The 18,045-nt window shown below is 68.8% G+C and carries 14 protein-coding genes and 7 pseudogenes; 7 read left to right on the forward strand and 14 right to left on the reverse strand.

Features of this window, described 5'->3' with window-relative positions; all coding sequences use genetic code 11:
• Nucleotides 1–10: 10 nt before the first annotated feature.
• Nucleotides 11–121 (reverse strand): annotated as a pseudogene (locus CES90_RS52230) (AbfB domain-containing protein); the annotation flags it as partial.
• An 83-nt stretch (nucleotides 122–204) separates the two neighbouring features.
• Between CES90_RS52230 and CES90_RS50650 the strand changes: the two are divergent.
• Nucleotides 205–957, forward strand: a pseudogene (locus tag CES90_RS50650) (Gfo/Idh/MocA family protein); the annotation flags it as partial.
• A 145-nt stretch (nucleotides 958–1,102) separates the two neighbouring features.
• Complete coding sequence (locus tag CES90_RS42745; RefSeq protein WP_208921578.1) at nucleotides 1,103–2,371, forward strand: outer membrane protein assembly factor BamB family protein; 1,269 nt, start codon at nucleotides 1,103–1,105, stop codon at nucleotides 2,369–2,371.
• Between the two features lie 29 nt (nucleotides 2,372–2,400).
• On the opposite strand, the pseudogene CES90_RS50655 reads toward CES90_RS42745, so the two are convergent.
• Nucleotides 2,401–2,752, reverse strand: a pseudogene (locus tag CES90_RS50655) (heavy metal translocating P-type ATPase); the annotation flags it as partial.
• Nucleotides 2,753–3,474: 722 nt separating this feature from the next.
• Nucleotides 3,475–3,906, reverse strand: a complete 432-nt coding sequence (locus tag CES90_RS42750; RefSeq protein ID WP_189788427.1) for a hypothetical protein — start codon at nucleotides 3,904–3,906, stop codon at nucleotides 3,475–3,477.
• A 402-nt stretch (nucleotides 3,907–4,308) separates the two neighbouring features.
• On the opposite strand from CES90_RS42750, the gene CES90_RS42755 reads away from it, so the two are divergent.
• Together CES90_RS42755 and CES90_RS42760 are read left to right on the forward strand one after the other, a co-directional pair.
• Entirely contained in the window at nucleotides 4,309–4,863 is a 555-nt protein-coding gene (locus CES90_RS42755; protein ID WP_189788426.1) for an SMI1/KNR4 family protein, read from the forward strand.
• A gap of 236 nt (nucleotides 4,864–5,099) precedes the next feature.
• Nucleotides 5,100–5,252: pseudogene (locus CES90_RS42760) on the forward strand (IS110 family transposase); the annotation flags it as partial.
• Between the two features lie 628 nt (nucleotides 5,253–5,880).
• Here CES90_RS42760 and CES90_RS42765 read toward each other — a convergent pair.
• The 9 genes and pseudogenes from CES90_RS42765 to CES90_RS42800 all read right to left on the reverse strand — a co-directional run bounded on the left by CES90_RS42765 (nucleotide 5,881) and on the right by CES90_RS42800 (nucleotide 14,259).
• Complete coding sequence (locus tag CES90_RS42765) at nucleotides 5,881–6,546, reverse strand: urease accessory protein UreD (RefSeq protein ID WP_229914500.1); 666 nt, start codon at nucleotides 6,544–6,546, stop codon at nucleotides 5,881–5,883.
• Between the two features lie 179 nt (nucleotides 6,547–6,725).
• Nucleotides 6,726–7,418: an urease accessory protein UreG gene (gene ureG / locus CES90_RS42770; protein WP_189788424.1), complete on the reverse strand. Its 693-nt coding sequence runs from the start codon at nucleotides 7,416–7,418 to the stop codon at nucleotides 6,726–6,728.
• A gap of 29 nt (nucleotides 7,419–7,447) precedes the next feature.
• Nucleotides 7,448–8,122 carry an urease accessory protein UreF gene (locus tag CES90_RS42775; RefSeq protein WP_189788423.1) on the reverse strand — a complete coding sequence of 225 codons (675 nt, stop codon included), beginning with the start codon at nucleotides 8,120–8,122 and terminating at the stop codon, nucleotides 7,448–7,450.
• A 118-nt stretch (nucleotides 8,123–8,240) separates the two neighbouring features.
• Entirely contained in the window at nucleotides 8,241–10,217 is a 1,977-nt protein-coding gene (locus CES90_RS42780; RefSeq protein ID WP_189788433.1) for an urease subunit alpha, read from the reverse strand.
• Between the two features lie 71 nt (nucleotides 10,218–10,288).
• Nucleotides 10,289–10,738: an urease subunit beta gene (locus tag CES90_RS42785; RefSeq protein ID WP_232791433.1), complete on the reverse strand. Its 450-nt coding sequence runs from the start codon at nucleotides 10,736–10,738 to the stop codon at nucleotides 10,289–10,291.
• 117 nt (nucleotides 10,739–10,855) lie between these two features.
• A pseudogene (locus CES90_RS50660) lies at nucleotides 10,856–11,152 on the reverse strand (urease subunit gamma); the annotation flags it as partial.
• A gap of 751 nt (nucleotides 11,153–11,903) precedes the next feature.
• A complete protein-coding gene (locus CES90_RS42790; RefSeq protein WP_189788422.1) occupies nucleotides 11,904–12,734 on the reverse strand; it encodes a transglutaminase-like domain-containing protein in 831 nt (276 codons plus the stop codon).
• Between the two features lie 71 nt (nucleotides 12,735–12,805).
• Nucleotides 12,806–13,636: a TniQ family protein gene (locus CES90_RS42795; RefSeq protein ID WP_189788421.1), complete on the reverse strand. Its 831-nt coding sequence runs from the start codon at nucleotides 13,634–13,636 to the stop codon at nucleotides 12,806–12,808.
• A complete protein-coding gene (locus CES90_RS42800) occupies nucleotides 13,633–14,259 on the reverse strand; it encodes a TniB family NTP-binding protein (protein WP_229914498.1) in 627 nt (208 codons plus the stop codon). The genes CES90_RS42795 and CES90_RS42800 overlap by 4 nt, the downstream gene beginning before the upstream one ends.
• Here CES90_RS42800 and CES90_RS42805 point away from each other — a divergent pair.
• The 3 genes from CES90_RS42805 to CES90_RS42820 all read left to right on the forward strand — a co-directional run bounded on the left by CES90_RS42805 (nucleotide 14,249) and on the right by CES90_RS42820 (nucleotide 16,614).
• The gene (locus CES90_RS42805) at nucleotides 14,249–14,599 is read left to right on the forward strand and encodes a hypothetical protein (protein WP_189788420.1); all 351 of its coding nucleotides are present in this window, start codon (nucleotides 14,249–14,251) and stop codon (nucleotides 14,597–14,599) included. The two genes, CES90_RS42800 and CES90_RS42805, sit on opposite strands and share 11 nt — an antisense overlap.
• Before the next feature lie 108 nt (nucleotides 14,600–14,707).
• Nucleotides 14,708–15,786 (forward strand): IS630 family transposase gene (locus CES90_RS52525; RefSeq protein ID WP_444545343.1). Its coding sequence is split into 2 segments (ribosomal slippage): nucleotides 14,708–15,209 and nucleotides 15,209–15,786, totalling 1,080 coding nucleotides; the frame shifts between segments, so codons are not numbered across the junction.
• Between the two features lie 57 nt (nucleotides 15,787–15,843).
• Nucleotides 15,844–16,614 carry an aminoglycoside adenylyltransferase family protein gene (locus CES90_RS42820; RefSeq protein ID WP_189788419.1) on the forward strand — a complete coding sequence of 257 codons (771 nt, stop codon included), beginning with the start codon at nucleotides 15,844–15,846 and terminating at the stop codon, nucleotides 16,612–16,614.
• 191 nt (nucleotides 16,615–16,805) lie between these two features.
• Here CES90_RS42820 and CES90_RS42825 read toward each other — a convergent pair.
• A pseudogene (locus tag CES90_RS42825) lies at nucleotides 16,806–17,531 on the reverse strand (integrase); the annotation flags it as partial.
• Nucleotides 17,532–17,655: 124 nt separating this feature from the next.
• Nucleotides 17,656–18,030 (reverse strand): annotated as a pseudogene (locus tag CES90_RS42830) (ATP-binding protein); the annotation flags it as partial.
• Nucleotides 18,031–18,045 lie beyond the last annotated feature (15 nt).

Below are 18,045 nucleotides of genomic sequence, written 5' to 3' on the forward strand. Positions count from 1 at the left end.
GGGACGGGGCCTACTCCTTGTAGAAGGTGGCGTCCTGCCGGCCGACGGTGGTGGTCACCGGCTGGGTGTAGAGCAGGTGGTTGTAGTGCCGGATGTACCGGCCGGGGAAGTTGTACGACTCGCAGCGTTCCGGTCGGCCGCCGACCGTGGCACCGACGACGGAGGTACGGCACCGTGCGATGGGGCATTCTCGGGACCGGCGCCATGGCCGCCGCCTTCGCGCAGGAGTTGACGCCGCTGCCCGACGCGGAACTGCTCGCGGTCGGGTCGCGCTCGGAGGCGTCGGCGCGGCGGTTCGCCGAGCGGCACGACGTCCCCCGGGCCTACCACAGCTGGGCCCGGCTCGCCGGAGACCCGGACGTCGACGTCGTGTACGTCGCGACCCCGCACGCGGCGCATCACGCGGCCGTCCGGCTGTGCCTGGACGCGGGGAAGCACGTCCTGTGCGAGAAGCCCTTCACCCTCAACGCGGCCGAGGCCGCCGAGTTGGTGGCGCTCGCCCGCGCCCGCGGCCTGTTCCTGATGGAGGCCATGTGGACGTACTGCCTGCCGGCCGCCCGCCGGGTCGCCGCACTCGTCCGCGCGGGCGCGATCGGTGAGGTGCGATGCGTCCAGGCCGACCTGGGGTTCGTCGCCCCGGCCGACCCCACGCACCGGCTGCGCCACCCGCAGGCGGGCGGGGGCGCTCTGCTGGACGCGGGCGTCTACCCGGTTGCGCTCGCACACCTGATCCTGGGCGCCCCCGACCACGTCGAGGCGTGGGCCGACCTCACACCGGAAGGCGTCGACGAGACGACCGGCGCGGTGCTGGGGTACGACAGCGGGGCCGTCGCCACGCTCAGTTGCTCGATCGGGGCCGAGAACGCAGGGGCCGCCTCGGTCTCCGGCACGAAGGGACGCATCGATCTCCCGCGCGGCTTCCTCTCCGCCGACGGGTGCACGCTCACCGGACGGGGGTTGCCCGGCGGTGCGTGGGTGATGCAGGATCCCTCATCCGCCGGTCGTGGTGATCGGGCGCGCTGCCGGGTTGGGGGCTGCGGTGATTCGTGGCGTGGCGCGCGTGCGCATGGGCCGCTCGGCCTGGGACACGCTGTTGCTCGTCGTGGCCTTCGGCGCCGCGTTCGTCCTGCTGGCGCAGTGGTACGACCGGTCGGCGACCACCGAGAAGAAGCCCGACCTGGTGACCGGCGCGCGGGGCACCTTCCCCGCCGCGCTCGGGGCCGACGCCCAGGCCACGCCCGAGCGTGTCATCCGGCGTACGCCGGGCGACGAGGTCCTGGTGCACGGACTGGGGCTGCGGTCGACGGACTCCGGTGTGCGGGCGGTGAACCTGCGGACCGGCGAGCGGTACTGGCGTTATGAGCGCCGGGACACGACCGTCACGGGGGCGTGGCTCCAGGCGTCGGAACGCACCGTCGTGATCTGGTTCCCCGACCGGAAGCTCACCGCCGTCGACCTGCGGACGGGCAGGCCGCTGTGGCACACCCGGATTCCGGGGGCCAAGAGCCGTCGCCCCGCGACCGGGACCGTGGGCCGCGGCCAAGTCGTCATCGACGTCCGCGGCAGCCTGCGCGCCCTCTCCGAGCTCGACGGCCGCACCCTGTGGACCGTGAAGCCGCGCCGCTCCTGCGACGAAACGCCCATCCTGTCGGCCTACGCGTTCCCGGATCACCTGACCGTGATCCGGGTCAGCTGCGACACGCTGAGCGCCCCGAAGAAGGACGCCGGCCAGCCCTCGACCACGCCCGACGTCGAGAAGAGCGCCGAACTCCTGCTCGGCGTCGACGACCGCACCGGCGCCCTGCTGTGGGAGCGGCCTTCCCTGGCGGACGACCTGGTCGTCGGCGACGAGGCCACCCTGGTCGCCCTCGACCCGGACCGGCTCATCCCGCGCGTCGACCTGCTCGACGTGAGCCGCGCCGGGGTCTTTGAGCGGGGCGAGATCCGGGTGAGGGAGACCTGGGCGACCGTCGCGGGCGACGGACTCCTGGTCTCGTACCTTGACCCGGAGATCTACGACATCGACTCGAACACTGTGCTGAGTGCCTACGACCTCGAGGACGGACACCCGCTGTGGACGCTACGTGCTCCGTCCCGCCAGGCGTTCGGCGAGCCCGCGATCGCCAACGGCCGCGTATATGTCGTCCGCCAAAAGGATTTCCGATACGGGGACGCCGACACCCTCACCGGTGCCGACCTGCTCGTCCTCGACGCGGACACCGGACGCCCGCTGCACACCCTGCGGCTGCCGGAGCTGACCGCACCCGAGCGGGTCGACTCCCGCACCGTACTGGACGTCGCGGTCGCCGACGGGGCTGTCACCATCCGATGGCGCAGTGGGCGCAACGAACTGCTCGTCGTCACGGACTGACCTTTCCCGGACCTCTTCAGACCGCCGGTGGCTCGGAACGTCCGCAGGCGCAGGGGCTTGCCGACCACGAAGACCGACGAGAAGGTCATGGCCGCCCCCGGCGATCACCGGGTTGAGCAGGCCGGCCGCGGCAAGCGGCAGCGCGGCCACGTTGCAGGCGAACGCCCAGAACAGGTCGGACCGGATGGTACCCATCGTCCGGCGAGCGAGGCGGATGGCGTCCGCCGCGGCACACACATCACTTGGACGAGGGTGGGGCCGCCCGCCTCGATCGCGGCGCCCGTGCCGCTGCCCACGGCGAGCCCCCGGGTCGGCCTGGGCGAGCGCGGCCGCGTCGTTGACGCCGTCACCGACCATCGCGACGGAACGGCCCTGAGCTTCGGGACCAACCTCCCAGCCCTGAGGCGGCCGCGGGCGGGGCGGGGTGTCAGCAAGGGCGGCGCGGCCTTCGTCGACGCGGGCGCCGAGGCGACCGCCGGCGAGAGCGCTGACGGCGGCGACGTCGTAGCGGTGGGTGGGCGAGGTCTTGCGGCACACCGCAGGGGGCGGGAATGCAGTCGGGGTCGAGACGCTGGGCGAGCGGACGACGGTCGTCTCCTGCAGCCGTGCCTCGGCTGCGGGCAGTTGGTCCTGTGGCAGCAGGCCGAACAGTCGGGCGTCCCGGTGCGAGGTGGGCTGCGCAGGACGCGGGGTGAGCATCAACAGCAGGTGATCGGCCAGGCGTTGGCAGTTCCCCGTCACCGACGACCTCCTCGCCCGCCTCTTGCCGCTCCAGTTCGACCACATCGTTTCCTCGGCCGGTACGCGTCTTCCGCCCGGCCGAGGCCGGGCGCCGGCCGCAAGGAAGCCCAACAGTGGGCGGCTCGCCTGCTCCGAGCCCACTCGGAGCAGGCGAGCCGGACCCTCCAGGTGCTGAGCGAGGTGGCGCGCACATCGGATGGCGCCGAGGCGGAGACGTGGAACAACGCAGGCCGACTCGCCCCTGTGAAGAGGGCTCGGCTTCAGCGGTTCGCAGCACATCCCGATCCGCGCGTCCAAGACGTCGCCGAGCCGGCCCTCACGGGCTGCACGAGGGACATGGCCGCGATCCTGCCATGCCTCCACTACAGCTCGTAGTCCTGGGCAAGCTCTTCCCAGCGAATGCTGCGAAGAACAAGATCAGCGTCCTCGCCCGACGGTACATCCGGGGCGGACTGGAACCAGGCCACGGTGAGAGCGCACTGGCGCAGCACCGGGTCGAGCTCAGAAGCGATCGCTGTCGAGCTGAAAACACCAATGCGAGCCACTGAGGGCAGCACCTCAACAGGGCCGAAGGGGCCAGCGGTCTCGTCCGGGTACTCGCGGAAGGGCGCAATGAGATGGACCGGCGCGAAGGAAAACGCGCGTTCGGCCTCCCGCCGGAGGCCACTGACCTTCATGTCGTTGATGCGCTTGCACGGGTAGCCCTCCAGCATCCCCCGATAGGTCGAGGACATCCGCAGCTCGGTGAGCTCGATCGAACGACCGGACGAGAGGACCATGTGGCTCAGTGACATGCCGACACCCTATGCGCTCGATTGGACCGGTTCGGGGTCACGCGAGCGGCGCCGGTCCGGATCGTCGAGGCCGATCTCGTACCAGGGCTCACCGCGCTGGAGCCGGAGCAGGGTAGTCGCCCAGATCTCGATGGTGATGCCGCGCACCGCGGCGGCGAGCGCCTTCAGGCGGTTGTCGAGCAGGTGCTCCCCCGTGTCTGCCAGGACGACGTGCGGCCACCGCCCAGTGGATCATCGTGCGGGACTCTGCGGGAGGGCTTCGCAGTCCCGCGCCAGGCGACGGTGCTGCATCAGCTAGCCCGAGGTCCGCTCGATCACCCACCAATTCGCCAGCGGCTCGAACCCCTTCGCTGCGAAACTGGAGCACCAGACTCTCGCAGGCCTGTTCGAAGGGGCACCGGCATGGAAGAACCAACGGGGATGACCGCACTGCAGCAGCTGCTGCCTCCGCCCCCCGGCGCGGGCGAGGACATCGACTGGAAGGCGGCCGAGGCACGGTGGGGGACCAGGTTCCCCCGGGACTACATGGAGTTCATGGCCGTGTACGGCGTCGGCGGGATCGGCTCGCAGGAGGAGATCGGCGAGGTCGCAATCCTCGGGCCGTTTCCCACCGGGGCCTACGAGCACTCCCCCGACGACTTCGAGGACGAGACGGGGAACGCTCGTCTGACCTGGGAAGAGGAGGGCGCCGACCAAGAAGGTCTCGACCTGGACCCGGAGCACATCCTCGCTTGGGGCTACACGTCCCACGCCGACATGCTGTGCTGGCTGACCAGCGATCCCGACCCCGACAAGTGGCCCGTCCTGCTCTTCGCCCGTCATGGCTCGCAGACCTGCGAGGTCGTCCCCTGCGGCATGGTCGAGTTCCTGCGCAGACTGCTCGCCGAGGAACTCCCCTCGTACAGCCTGGAGTGCACGCCCGAGCCGCGTTTCGAGCACTGGCGCAAGGGGCGATGAGCCACTGGCAGGGCAACGACTGTTATGCCACCCAACAGCCACTCCCCCCGGCATTACCGTCTTCGTAGCCCTACAACGGCGTTACTGGCCTTCAGAGCTGGCATTCATGACTACCTACCCTTGTCGTGTGCATGGCCTGGGGGGTGGTGTCACCGGCTCCGGAGGCACTGACAGACCGCCCAGTGGCGATCCGTGCCGCGGCAGGGCCGGACGAGTACGACCGGAGGACACCGCACGTGATCGACACCGGCGACATCGATGTATACCTCGGCCTGGGCGTCGGCAAGGCCGAACACCACGCCACCGCCGTCACACCGGCCGGCAAGAAAGGCATTCGACAAACGGCTGCCAACAGCAAGCCCAAACTACGCGACATCTTCGCGATACTGGGGCCCGTTGTCCCGGGATGAGTGGACTTTGTCCCCGGCGACGGCATCCGGCCAGGTGCGGGGGCGGCCGACAGGCCCGCGGACCCTCATCTTCGATGCGCCGTCGCCCCCCGCTCGCGGACGATCACGACCCTATCCGCGCCCGAGTGAGGGTCTGTCAAATGAACGGCGTGACCAGGGTGGTTGGGTTACTGGCGGACTGCTGAGAGTCGACCGTCGAAGGTGATGTCGAAGGCGTTCAGCGCGGTCTTCCAGCGCATGGTCCAGCGGGCCTGGCCCCTGCCGGTGGGATCGAGGGATGCGCGCCGAGGTCGCCGGTGGCCATGATCGCCATGTAGACGCACTTCAACGCGGCCTACTGTCGGCGTACGAGCTGAGGTGCAGAGTCGCGTACGGATGAACGTGTAGAGGTATCAGGCGACTTCGGTCTCGCGCTCGATGGCTTTGAGGCGTGTAGGCCCGCAATCGGAATGTCCTGTTCCAACGTGGTGACCTGGGTTTCACTCACCGTCTCATTCGAGGGACGCGGCATTTCTGTCTCACGATCTTGTCCTTTAGCGCTGCCGGCGCACCGTGCGGAAGGTTGTGGCTGCGGTGAGGACGAGGGCCGTCGGCCGAGGGGCGGCGGCTACTTGTGGAGGGCGTGTGCGAGGGCTTCGTCGAGGAGTTCCCGCAGGGCCGAGGAGGTTGGTGCGACGGCGGTGGCGAGCAGTGCCGGGCCGTTGGCCAGCGGTGTGAGGACGGCGCACCCGTCCCGGGAGCCCTGGCGGAGGAGGACGGGGTCGCGGGGAGTGTCCATCTCCGGGTTGACGAGTAGGAGTTGGCCGACAGCGCGGTGTCCGTGCAGGACGGCTGGGCCGTCCCAGCCGGGCTCTGGGTCCCCGTATGCCGTCTGCTGGTCGAGCAGTGGTCTTCCGGCGCGGTGGACCAGGAGTCGGCTGACGAGGTGGCCCGCTTCCTCGTTGGCCCGGCCCAGGAGCTGTTCCTCTCGCAGTAACAGCCGGGAGGTTGTGGCGAGTTCGACGGTGTAGGTCTGCCGGAGGTTGCTGCCGACGGCGCTGATCAGCGGCTGGGGCAGCCAGCGCAGGCTGGTGTGTTCGCCGGCGGTGAGCCGTACGTCGTAGTGGGCTGGGGCGGTGGTGGGGCCGCGCAGGGCGAGTGTGGCGGCGGCTGTCGTGATCTCCAGGGCGGCCCGGTTCCCGGCGGTGACGTCGATGGTGAGCCGGTCGCCGCCGAGGGGGGCGCTCATCGCGCCGATGATCCCGACCTTGGCGGTGTTCTTGTCGGTGCGCATGCGTCGGAGGTGGAACGGGCCGTCACTGTGTAGCTGCGGAAGGGTGGTGGTGCGTCCGTTGTATGTGGCGTGGATGCGGGCTGTTGCCCGCACTCCGTGCGGGTGCCCGGTGGGCGCGTCGGTGCCCGAGAGTGGTCCGGTCAACGCTGCCTGGTCCGTGGTGAGTTGTGGGGCGGGGTTCATACGGCTGCCTTGGTGTGCCACTCGGTGAGGTGGGCGGTGATCCAGTCGGCGACCTCGCGGACGCCGCCGTCGGAGGTGAGGCTGGTGAAGATAACGGGAAGGTCGCCGCGTTGCCGTTTGGCGTCGGCGGCCATGGTGGCGAGGTCGGCGCCGACGTGCGGGGCGAGGTCGGTTTTGTTGACGAGGAGGAGGTCGGCGGTGGTGATGCCGGGGCCGCCCTTGCGGGGGATGTCGTCGCCGCTGGAGACGTCGATGACGAAGATCTGCACGTCGACGAGGCCCTTGGAGAAGGTTGCGGTGAGGTTGTCGCCACCGGACTCGACGAGCACGAGGTCGAGGGGGTGGAGGGTCTCCTCCAGGTGTTCGACGGCTTCGAGGTTCGCGGAGATGTCGTCGCGGATCGCGGTGTGCGGGCAGGCGCCGGTCTCCACCGCGGTGATCCGCTCGGGCGGCAGCACGGCCTCGCGCAGCAGGTACTCGGCGTCCTCGCGGGTGTAGATGTCGTTGGTGACGACGGCGATGGACCAGCTCTCGCGCAGGGTGCGGCAGAGCGCGGCGACGCTGGCCGTTTTGCCGGAGCCGACGGGCCCGCCCAGGCCGACCCGGAAGGCTCGGCGGCCGTCGGGGCGGAGCGGCTCGGCGCTGTGGGTGTGGCGCTGCGGCATGGTATCGGGGTGGTCGAGGTGCACGAAGAACTCCAGGGGGGCAGAGGAAGGTGTCAGGAGGCGAAGAGCCGGATGGTCCAGGCGGCGTGCTGTTCACCGGTGATGTCCAGCAGCGGCGAGGACGCCGACGGCAGGGCGTTGATGCCCTCGACTGCGACGCGGTCCGCGGCCTGGGCGGCAGCTTCGGCGACGGCGTCGATGTCGGGGCTGAGGCGGGCCAGCAGCCCGGAGGCGTCGAGTGGGTCGAGGCTGAGCAGGCGCACTGCCGCGGTGGCCGGGCCGCCGGCGTTCTCGTACGCGGCGGCATGGGCGGCGTCCAGTGGGGTGAGCCCGGCGGCCCGGGCGGCGAGGCCCAGCACGAGCGGCTGGTGGGCGCCCTGGGGACGTTCGGCGGCCAGCCGTTCCAGTTCCTCGGAGGGGAAGGTGGCACGGGCTGCGCGCATCATCTGCCGGCCGAGCCGGCGGGCGACGGCGCGCAGCGCGGGGGCGGGGGTGCGTGCGTCGGCGGCGGCGTCCAGCAGCAGCGGGTCGACTCCGGCGGCGGCTGCGGCGGCCAGGCCGGCCGTGGTCAGGCCGGTGGTGTGCAGACGGCCGCGGCAGAATGCCTGAAGGCTGTCGGTGTCGTGTACGGCTTGGTGGGCGATGGCGGCTTCGACGCCGCCGGAGTGGGCGTGCCCGCCGGCGGGGAAGCGGCCGTCGGCCAGCAGGAGCAGGGCTGCACGGCTCATCGGTGAGCGGCTGCCTTTCGCAGGGTCGGAAGGTGTGTCGAGCGTCGGCGGGCGCGGCCTGCCCGCCCGGGGGCCCGGCCGCGGTGCTGTTGCTCCGGCGGCCGGGCAGGGGGCGGTTTCAGAAGAGGAAGTACCGCTGTGCCAGGGGTACTTCGGTGACGTAGGAGCGCGGCACGGTCGCACCATTGAGTTCGGTGCGGGTGTCGGTCGTGGTCGCGCCGCCGATGGTGACCTCGAAGCTGTTGTGGTCGACTTCGAGGCTGTCGGGCACGGTGTCGTTCAGTTTCATGTCGGCCTTCGTGACGTGCCGGGTGCTGGTGATGTCCACGAAGTCCTTGTCGAGACCGAGACCCGGATGACTGCCGGTGCCGTCTCCGTTCAGGTTGCCGGCCACGCCCGGAGCTGTGAAGTTCACCGAGTTGTGTCCCGGGGAGCGGCCGGTGGAGCCCCAGACCGGGCGCGGCTGGTAGGGCTGCGGCGTTGGGATCGACGCGTTGGCGTCGCCGACCTGCGCGTACGCGAGCTGGCCGCCCTTGAGGACCATGTGCGGTTTGACGCCGAAGAACTTCGGCTCCCACAGCACCAGATCGGCGAGCTTCCCCGTCTGCACGGAGCCGACGTGGCCGTCGATGCCGTGCGTGATCGCCGGGTTGATCGTGTACTTCGCGACGTACCGGCGCGCCCGGAAGTTGTCGTTCGGCTGCCGCTGCTGGTCGTTGAAGGAGTGCTGCTTGTCCTTGTGGTCCTCGTTGTCCTCGCGGATCGTTCGGACTTTCGCGCTCTGCAGGTCTTCGGGCAGCGGGCCGTAGCGCGCCTTCATGACGTGCGCGGTCTGCCAGGTACGCATGATCATCTCGCCGATGCGCCCCATCGCCTGGGCATCCGAGGACATCATCGAGATGGCACCCATGTCGTGGAGGAGGTCCTCCGCCGCCATCGTGGACGGCCGGATCCGGGAGTCGGCGAAGGCCATGTCCGCCTCAATCTCCGGGTTGAGGTGATGGCACACGATCATCATGTCGACGTGCTCCTTGACGGTGTTGACCGTCAAAGGACGCGTCGGGTTGGTCGAGGCCGGCAGCACGTTCGGCTCCTTGACCAGCTCGATCATGTCCGGCGCGTGACCGCCGCCGGCACCTTCGACATGGAAGATGTGGATGGAGCGTGCCTTCTTCTTCGTGAACTTGCCCCCGGCGTCCCTGCCGTCGCCGGTGAAGGCCGCCCGCGTGCTCTCCAGGAACCCCGACTCGTTCAGCGAATCGGCGTGCAGAGCGAGCTGGACACCGCGCTCTTCACAGACATCCAGGGCCCGGTCGATCACCGCGGGTGTGGCGCCCCAGTCCTCGTGGATCTTGAAGCCGCAGACACCGGCGTCCACCTGCGCGTTGAGCTCGTGCTCGTTCATCGTGCTGCCCTTGCCGAGCAGGCCGATGTTGACCGGGAACTCATCCAGCGCCTCGAAGACCCGCCTGATGTGCCATGCGCCCGGGGTCACGGTGGTGGCGGTACTGCCCTCGGCCGGTCCGGTGCCGCCGCCGATCAAGGTGGTCACACCCGAAGCCAGCGCCTCGTGGATCTCCCCGGGGCAGATGAAGTGGACATGGGTGTCCACACCCCCCGCGGTGAGGATCCGCCCGTTGCCGGAGACGACCTCGGTGCTCGGCCCGATGACGAAGTTTGTCGGCGTCACCGGCGGGGCTTCCTGCGTAGGCCCACGATCCGGCATCTCGAAGCTCGTGATCTTGTCCATCGTCTCGGGGTTGTACGCCTTGCCGATGGCCGCGATCCTGCCGTCGCGGATGCCGATGTCGGCCTTGACCACGCCCCACCAGTCGAGGATCAGCGCGCCCGTGATGACGGTGTCCACGGGCCTGTGGTCCGTGGCCTTGCCCTTGCCGTCCCTCCCGTCCCTGGCGAGGTGCGACATTCCCATCGACTCGCGGATCACCTTGCCGCCGCCGAAGACCATCTCATTGCCGCTGTACGAAGGGCCTCCGCTCCAGTCGGCCTCGATCTCCAGAGCGAGGTCGGTGTCGGCGAGCCGGACCCGGTCCCGCGTGGTCGGCCCGTACAGCGCGGTGTAATCCGCCCGCATCAGCTCATTGCTCGGCTTCGGCCGGCCCTTCACCAGCTTCGGCGCCTGGCCGGGGGCTTGTCCCTGATTGCTCATCGGACGATCCCCTCGCGCAGTCCCTGGATCTTGGTCAGGTCGCTGGTGTTGCTGCCGCCGGCCGTGACATCACCCTGGATCTGCACCAGTTCCACACAGCACTCGTCGCCCGGCTCGAAGCGCACGGCCGTGCCGGCGGCGATGTTGAGCCGTCGGCCCTTCGCCGCATCGCAGTTCCACAGACTGCGGTCATCCGGGACTGTCTGACCGGCAGGGACCTCGATGCTGACGACCTTGAGCCCCGGGTTGACCTCGGCGAAGTGATAGTGGGAGGCGACCTGAATGGGGCGGTCCGACTCGTTCTTCACCTTGATCTTCGTCCTTCCCGGCCCCGGCAAGGAGGTGGCGTCCCTCTGCAGACTGACGCCCTGCTGGTCCCCGTCGAGGTGCACGTTGAAGTAGATCGCGTCGAACCGGGAGACGGTGTCGTCCTCGTCGCAACACACAGGCGAGTCACCGCTGTCGCCACAGTCGACCGGGGAGCCTGGCTTGCGGGGCGGCTGGGGGTGCTCGACCTTGCCCGGGTGGACCGAGTGGTCCTCGCTCTCCTCTGCACCCTCCGGGATCGGGTCGTGGATGGTGACCAGCTTGGTGCCGTCCGGGAAGGTGGCCTCCACCTGGACGTTCTTGATCATCTCCGGGACGCCGTCCATCACCTCATCACGGGTGAACAACTGCCGACCCGAGTCCATGATGTCGCTGACCGTCCTGCCGTCGCGCGCCGCCTCAAAGACGTGCACCGTCAGCAGAGCCATCACTTCTGGATAGTTGAGGCGCAGCCCGCGCTCGCGGCGCCTTTGCGCAACGTCGGCCGCGACATGGATCAACAGGCGCTCCCGCTCATGCGGAGTCAAATGCACGATGAACCATTTCTCTTGGTCGGACAGTGCATGCGGCCAGGCACGCCGGAGACCACGAACACGTTCCCCCAAGCCGGCAACCGGGCACTCCTCGATCATCAGCGGACAAGATCAGCGAAACGGCTAAACCACAGATGAACCACACCATCTGATGAAATCCGAGATGCGGGATACGCAGTCGCCACCCAGCCGGGCCAGAGAACCTGGACACACAAAGCCCGCTAGCCATAGGCGAGTTGAACGGGCCATGAGCTACCTGTGCCCTCTGATGCGCATGGGCCTCGCGAGCCCAGAGCACATCGGGCAAGTCGGGCCGACCTGGTGCACAGTCCGCGGATCTCGGGCAGTGGCGTCACACCCCCGCGCCTGAGGGCACGGCGTTCCCCTGCTCGGCGCGAGCTGACCCAGAAGAACCAACTGTCGCTCGGGTTCCCCGCTCAGCGCTACGCGAAGATGTCCCGTCTCATTAGATCTTGAAGGAGTGAGGCCGCTGACCTGCGGGGTGACAGGTTGAGTCGCGACTCACGGAGGGCGAGACGAGGCGTCCCGGAAGGGCTGCGGCCAGCGCCGAGTGCGCGTCTCATCGATCACGGCGGGGTGGTGCTTCCTGAGCTGGGAATCGTCAGGATGGTGAGACGCCTGCTTTCAGGGTTCGCACTCAAGGTGGCAGTTTCCTGTGGCTGCGCGCCGCAGTTGGCCACTGCGGCGCTCGGCGTCGACTGAACCTCCGCCAGTCGGTTCCCGAGCTCGCTCAACCGATGATGTGCTGGGGAACGGCCAGGTCCGGGTTGGCGGACAGACGGATCAAGGCCGACGGATCGTCCTTGGAGCATGCGCCGGCGACCACGTCGATCAGCTGGTCGTAGTCCGGTCCGGTCTTGCCCTCGTAGGCCGCGGTCATGCGGCCCCACTCGTCCCAGTTCAGTGTCTCCTGCTTGCAGAGTGCGGCGAGGTCGCGGACGACGTTGCCGCTGATCTCATGCGGACCCCAGGCGTGATCGGTGCCGACCACCCCGAATGTGTGCGGATCGATCATGCTGCTTCGGTATTGGGCCCATGCCTCGCCGCCCGTGAGGAACTCGCCCGGAGCGAGGTCGTCTGGGCGAGTGACGAAGTTCTTGCCGAGGTGTTCGGTGTCGACGCGTACCCATCGGCGCTGGCCATCGTCCCAGTACTCGGTGATCCAGTGGTCGAAGCCGCGCCCTTCCTGGAAGTAGGTGCCGAAACCACACCGGGCGCGGGAGGCGACACCTCGCGCCCGCAGGATCGCGCAGGCGATCGTGGCGAAGTGCCGGCAGGTGCCGATCACCCGCTTTTCGGGCGTTCGAGGCCGGTGCAGTGGAGCCGGATCCAGGGCAGTCAGCGCGGCAATCAGTTCGTTGACCGGCCGGATGTTCTTCTCTGCGATCCGGTCCTCGGGAATCCCTAACGCCGCGGCGTCTGTGGGCTGGATGACCAGTCCCTGAACGGCGGCGCAGATGCCGACGGGGTCGTCTGGCAGTCCCTCGATGAGCGGGAGTTGCGCCGCATCCAAAGTCGTAAAGGGGCCGGGCTGCCAGTAGTTGAGCACGTCATCGGTCACAGCTGAGCATCGTAAGGGCTGGGTCTGACACACCGGCCCAGCCGATCCCGGGCCCCGCGGCCATGAGGCGCTCAGTCACGTTTCCGGCCCAGGTCCGACGGGAGTTCCTGGGGAGCGATACCGAAGCGTTGTGCCGTCTCGGTCGGCAGCCGGGGGTGGTTTCGCCAGTGCGGTGAGGCGAACAGGCCGGTGAGAACGACGACTTCGGGATAGGCGACCAGTTCGATCCGGGTTTCGGAGGGACGGTGGGGATCACCGAACGGGTCCTCGCCCAGCGCGTCGAGTCGGCGGTTCCAACGCTGCCGAAGCAGCGGGCTGCCGACTTCGTTGGTGAACCACTTGATCAGGCGGTCGCGGGCACCGACGTAGGCCAGCGCGGTGGAGGGGTGGGTTCCTCTGCGAGCGATCCGCTGATGTCGGCGGTTGGCTTGGAGAACCTCAGGCAGTCGCGTGAGTCTGTGCTGTTCGTCTCCGAGGAGCCATCGGCGGTGCCGGTGGCAGACGCCTTCATGGTGCGGTGTGCTGCGGATGACGAGACCGCGGACGTGGCGGCGGGCCATGCAGGGGCGGCAGGCCGGGCGGCGCCGCGGCTCGATGACCTCCTCTGTGGCGGACAGCGGCAGCCGCCGGATCGGGTTCACGATTGTGCCGAGTGGGGGCATCGCGTGGATCAGGGAGGCCGGGCTCCGGCTGGTCAGGGCGGCGAGCCGCGACAGCCCCTCCGGGGTCCAGTAGCCGACCCGGTTGTCGTCACGGCGGTGCTGTCGCGACGGGCCGATCAGGGACGAGAGGTGACCGATGGTGAGGTGGTTGGCGTCGGCGAGCCGGTTAAGGTAGGAGCCGATCGTCTCGCCGTGAACGGGCGGCGGCCTGAGCGGTAGCGCCCGCAGCCGGGTGATCACGCGGTCCGTTTCTCGATGCGGGTCCGGCGCCGGCGTGCTCGCGGGAGGTTCTGCTGCTCGGCGCTCTCGTCCAGGTCGACCCGTTCCAGCGACGCCCGGGTGATTCTCTCGCTGCCGTCAAGGATGGCGTCCAGGGCGGCTTCGCGGACGAGGTGGGACAGGCTCCCGATCATGCCGCCGGTGCGGTCGTGAAGATAGCTGCTCAGCTTCAGCAAGGTGCCCGGCCGGTGGGCATGCAGCCGCAGGGATTCCTCCAGTGTCGCGACCAGCGATCGCCAAGAGCTGCGCTGTTCCTCGGTCTTGTGGCGGAATGGGCTGGTGGGGATGAGGCTGTAGCGGCTGGCGATCTGTCCGCCGCGCCGTCCGGCAAACAGACCGGTGCCCTCGACATCGACACCGGCCAGGACGAAGGTCGCGGGGATGCGCTCGGAGAGGTACTTGATCTGGTCGGATGCCTCGGCGCCAACCCGCGTACCGATGTCGAGATTGTGCAGTTCGTCGATGAGCACGAGACGGCAGCCGAGGGTGCAGAGCAGATCACAGACCTTGTTGGTGACCTCGACCTGGCTGTAGCGGGACGGCAGAGGCAGGCCGATGAACCGGGCGAACTCGATGGCCAGCATCTTCGGGGTGGCGGCCGGCGGGACGGTGACATGCTCCGGCTCCTCGACCGTCTCCGGTGAGACCTCTGCGGGCGGGCGGCCGGGGATCGCGGAGGCGGCCCGGGTGCGGGCGGCGATCCGCCGGTCCGGTCCTGCCCCGGCCCGGGTCAGCAGATCCTCGACCGCCGCCGCGATGGCGCCCTCGTCGGTGGTGTCCGCTCCCCGCGCGGCCAGGAGTGACCGTGCGTGGCGCCAGGTGAAGTCGGCGAACGGGGCCGAGACCGTGCCCAGCCGGGTCCACGGGACGGTGACCCATCCTCCGGCCCGGGTGTCGCGTACCCAGACGTGCGAGAGGTCGTAGGGGTCGTAATGGACCTCCCAGAGATTGCCTTTACTGACTTCGGCTCGTCAGGGTGATCTCTGCTGAAGTTCCGGATCCATCTGCGGGGTTGGTTGTATTCCGTGGTGTGTGAGGTATGCGGATGGGGGCGGGCTGACCGTTGGGGGACGTCAGCGCCGGGAGACGGTACGGATGCAGGCGGCCGAATTGTTCGAGCAGAAGATCAAGCCGCCGGAGGTGGCACGGTGCCTGCGGGTGAGCCGGAAGTCGGCCTACCAGTGGCACCAGCTGTGGCGAGACGGCGGTGCGCAGGCTCTGGCCTCACGCGGCCCGAGTGGATCGAGATGCCGTCTGTCGCCGCGTTGCCTGGAGAAGCTGGCCGCCTACCTGGAGCAGGGACCGGCCGCGCATGGCTGGGTGGAGGACCAGGTGTGGACGGCGGCGCGGGTGGCCACGCTGATAGGCAGGAAGTTCCACGTTTCCTACAGCGTCTCCGGGGCGACGAGGCTGATGCACCGGCTCGGCTTCAGCCCGCAGGTGCCCGCACGGCGGGTCGCCGAGCGTGATGAGAACGCCGTGACCATCTGGAAGGAGGCGACCTGGGCCGAGGTAAAAGAGCCCGGGCGGCCTGCGGAGGCTACATCTGCTTCGAGGACGAGGCAGGCTTCACCCGACGGCCGCCCAGAGGACGCACCTGGGGCCGGCACGGTCGCACACCGCAGGTGACGGTGAGCGGGCGGCGCTCGGGACGCCTGTCCGTGGCCGGACTGATCGCTATGCGACCTGGCTCCCGCACGCGGCTGTGCCACCGCCTGCGCACCCATTCTGCCGGCAAGGGTAAGCGCCGTAGCATGGGCGAACGCGACTTCATCGCGCTGATCGACGGCACGCACCAACTCGTCAAGGCGCCGATCGTGCTGGTGTGGGACCGCCTGAACACCCACGTCTCCCACGCCATGCGTGAGCTGATCGCCGAGCGTGAGTGGCTGACGGTGTTCCTGCTGCCCGCCTACTCGCCCGACCTCAACCCCGTGGAGGGGGTATGGGCACACGTCAAACGCAGCCTGGCCAATCTCGCCGTCGTAGCCCTCGACCGCCTGGAAACGCTCGTCCGCAACCGGCTCAAACGCCTCCAGCACCGGCCAGAAACCCTCGACGGCTTCATTACCGGAACCGGCCTCGCTCTCGACATTCCCACATCTCCCTGACCAGCCGAAGTCAGATAATGCGGTGCAGTCGGGAGGATGACAGGAGACGCTGGTGCAGTGAATCAGGTTCAGGAGATCGTGGGGCTGGTCGGCGGTGTGCTGGGCCAAGATGTCATCGGCACCTACCTCCACGGCTCCTCCGTGCTCGGTGGACTCAGGCCGGCCAGCGACGTGGACGTGCTGGTCGTCTCCCGGCGGCGGATGGACGAGCAGGATCGACGGACACTCCTCGATGGACTGATGCGGATCTCCGGCTCCCGAAACAGGGTCCGCCCGGTCGAGCTCACTGTGGTCGTCCAGTCCGAGGTCCGGCCGTGGCGGTACCCACCGACCGGCGATTTCCTCTACGGCGAGTGGCTGCGCGCCGAGTACGAGGCCGGGGAGGTCCCTCAGCCGGAGCCGATGCCCGATCTGGCCCTGCTGATCACCATGGCGCTGACCGGCGACCACCCCCTTACCGGCCCGCGCCCTGCGCAGGTCCTCGACCCGGTTCCGCAGGCCGACCTGGTCCGGGCGAGCGTGGCGGGTATCCCCGGCCTGCTCGACGACCTGGACAGCGACACCCGTAACGTCCTGTTGGCCTTCGCCCGCATCTGGACCACGCTCGCCACTGGCCAGATCAAGTCGAAGGACGCCGCCGCCGACTGGGCCCTCGCCCAGCTCCCGCCCGAGCACCGCGCCGCCATCGAGCATGCCCGGCAGCTCTATCTCAACTGCCGCTACTCCGAGGAGAGCTGGAGCGATGCATTGCAGGCGCAGGTGCGTCCGCATGTGGACCGCGTGCTCGCTGAAATCGACCGGCTGCTCACCCGCACCCCGCGGATGTGAGAACTACTGCTTGAAGTCCTGGGAGCCAAACCTGAAGGTTGTCCACCTGCGTCCGGCCGAGCCCTCCAGCAGGGAGAGAGCAGCTCGGCGACGAAGTTGCACTCCGCATACGACCAAGCTGGTCCAGTACCCATCACAAGGCGCATCTCGGCTCACCATCGTCACCCTGAAATGCCGAACTCAGTAACGTCGACCCCGGACGGCTGGCGCCGGTAGGGGCCCAACTCCCAGCAGTCGTAGGTGCGGTAGTCGATCGTGATCCCGTAGTCGTTGATCTTCCGCCACTCCACCGGCAGCAGCTCGATGTAGTCGTCCCCGCTCAGGCAGATCGGCAGGTGTCCCGAGCGGGAGACCAGCAGCGCGTAGACGTCGTTCGGCGACAGGGCCCTGCCGGGCAGGAACGGGCTGCGCAGCCCGTCGTGGGGCCGGGTTTGCCAGCAGGCGACAACCCACTCCTGGAAGAGGTCGGCAAGTTCCGCAATGGTCCAGACGGCCTCGACGTCCTGGCCGCGGCGGGTGACGTTGGAGCCGACGTAGCCGGCGACGTGCTGGCAGAACAGGGTGTTGATCGAGGAGAAGGTGCGCTCGACCACGCTCTTGTCGGTCGGGGTGGCCGGCCGTGCGGGCTGGAGCGAGATGCCCAGTGTCCGGCAGGCCGCGATGAAGGTGTCGGAGATGAAGACCTTGCCGTGGTCGACGACGATCGTGTCCGGGACGATCACCGGCTTGGCCGCGGCGTGCTCCAGCCGGGCGTCGATGCTCATCAGGCGGGCGTGCGGGATCAGCGAGGCCGACATGCGTAACCCATCCGCCCAGCCAGGCCGCATCGGCTCGGGCACCCGTGTCCGAGCCAGCAGCAAGGCGGCATCGACCGCCTTCGTGCCCGCCGGCCGCAGGATGGCCGCGCAGAGAAGCTTCACCCTTGTGGGTGACCGCACCCTCGACAACAGCCACCGGACATGAGACTCGAGGCCGCCTCGCTCAGATCGGTGAGACTTGTCCATGCTCAGCGAGACGGGACAGAAGACGCCATCGTTCGTCTCACATGGGTGTCCCATGGGCCAGACACGGGCCACCCGCAATGAGAAAGGGACATCCGAGTTGCGAACCTACAAGGCGGTTCTTCAGGCGGTAGCTCGGGCCGTTGATCGAGATCACATCGCAGTGGTGCAGGAGGCGGTCAAGGATGGCAGCGACGAGGACCGCGTCGCCGAAGACCTGGCCCCATTCGCTGAAGGTCTTGTTCGAGGTCAGGATGATCGAGCCCTTCTCACAGCGCTTGGAGATCACCTGGAAGACCAGATTCACCTCCGCTCGTTCCAGTGGCTGATAGCCAACCCCGTCCACCACCAGGACGCTGGACCGCAGCTAGGTGCCCAGTTTCCTGGCCAACCGGCCGGTCCCCTCAGCGGCTTTGCGGTGGCCTTCACG

This window comes from Streptomyces capitiformicae (assembly GCF_002214185.1).
Classification (GTDB): domain Bacteria; phylum Actinomycetota; class Actinomycetes; order Streptomycetales; family Streptomycetaceae; genus Streptomyces; species Streptomyces capitiformicae.

Bases quoted from the DNA above. Each gene is read 5' to 3' on its own strand.
- CES90_RS42750 (WP_189788427.1), bottom strand. From the start codon at position 3,906: ATGTCACTGAGCCACATGGTCCTCTCGTCCGGTCGTTCGATCGAGCTC.
- CES90_RS42755 (WP_189788426.1), top strand. From the start codon at position 4,309: ATGGAAGAACCAACGGGGATGACCGCACTGCAGCAGCTGCTGCCTCCG.
- CES90_RS42765 (WP_229914500.1), bottom strand. From the start codon at position 6,546: ATGCGCACCGACAAGAACACCGCCAAGGTCGGGATCATCGGCGCGATG.
- CES90_RS42775 (WP_189788423.1), bottom strand. From the start codon at position 8,122: ATGAGCCGTGCAGCCCTGCTCCTGCTGGCCGACGGCCGCTTCCCCGCC.
- CES90_RS42780 (WP_189788433.1), bottom strand. From the start codon at position 10,217: ATGCGGGCGGATTACACCGCGCTGTACGGGCCGACCACGCGGGACCGG.
- CES90_RS42805 (WP_189788420.1), top strand. From the start codon at position 14,249: ATGGCCAGCATCTTCGGGGTGGCGGCCGGCGGGACGGTGACATGCTCC.
- CES90_RS42800 (WP_229914498.1), bottom strand. From the start codon at position 14,259: ATGCTGGCCATCGAGTTCGCCCGGTTCATCGGCCTGCCTCTGCCGTCC.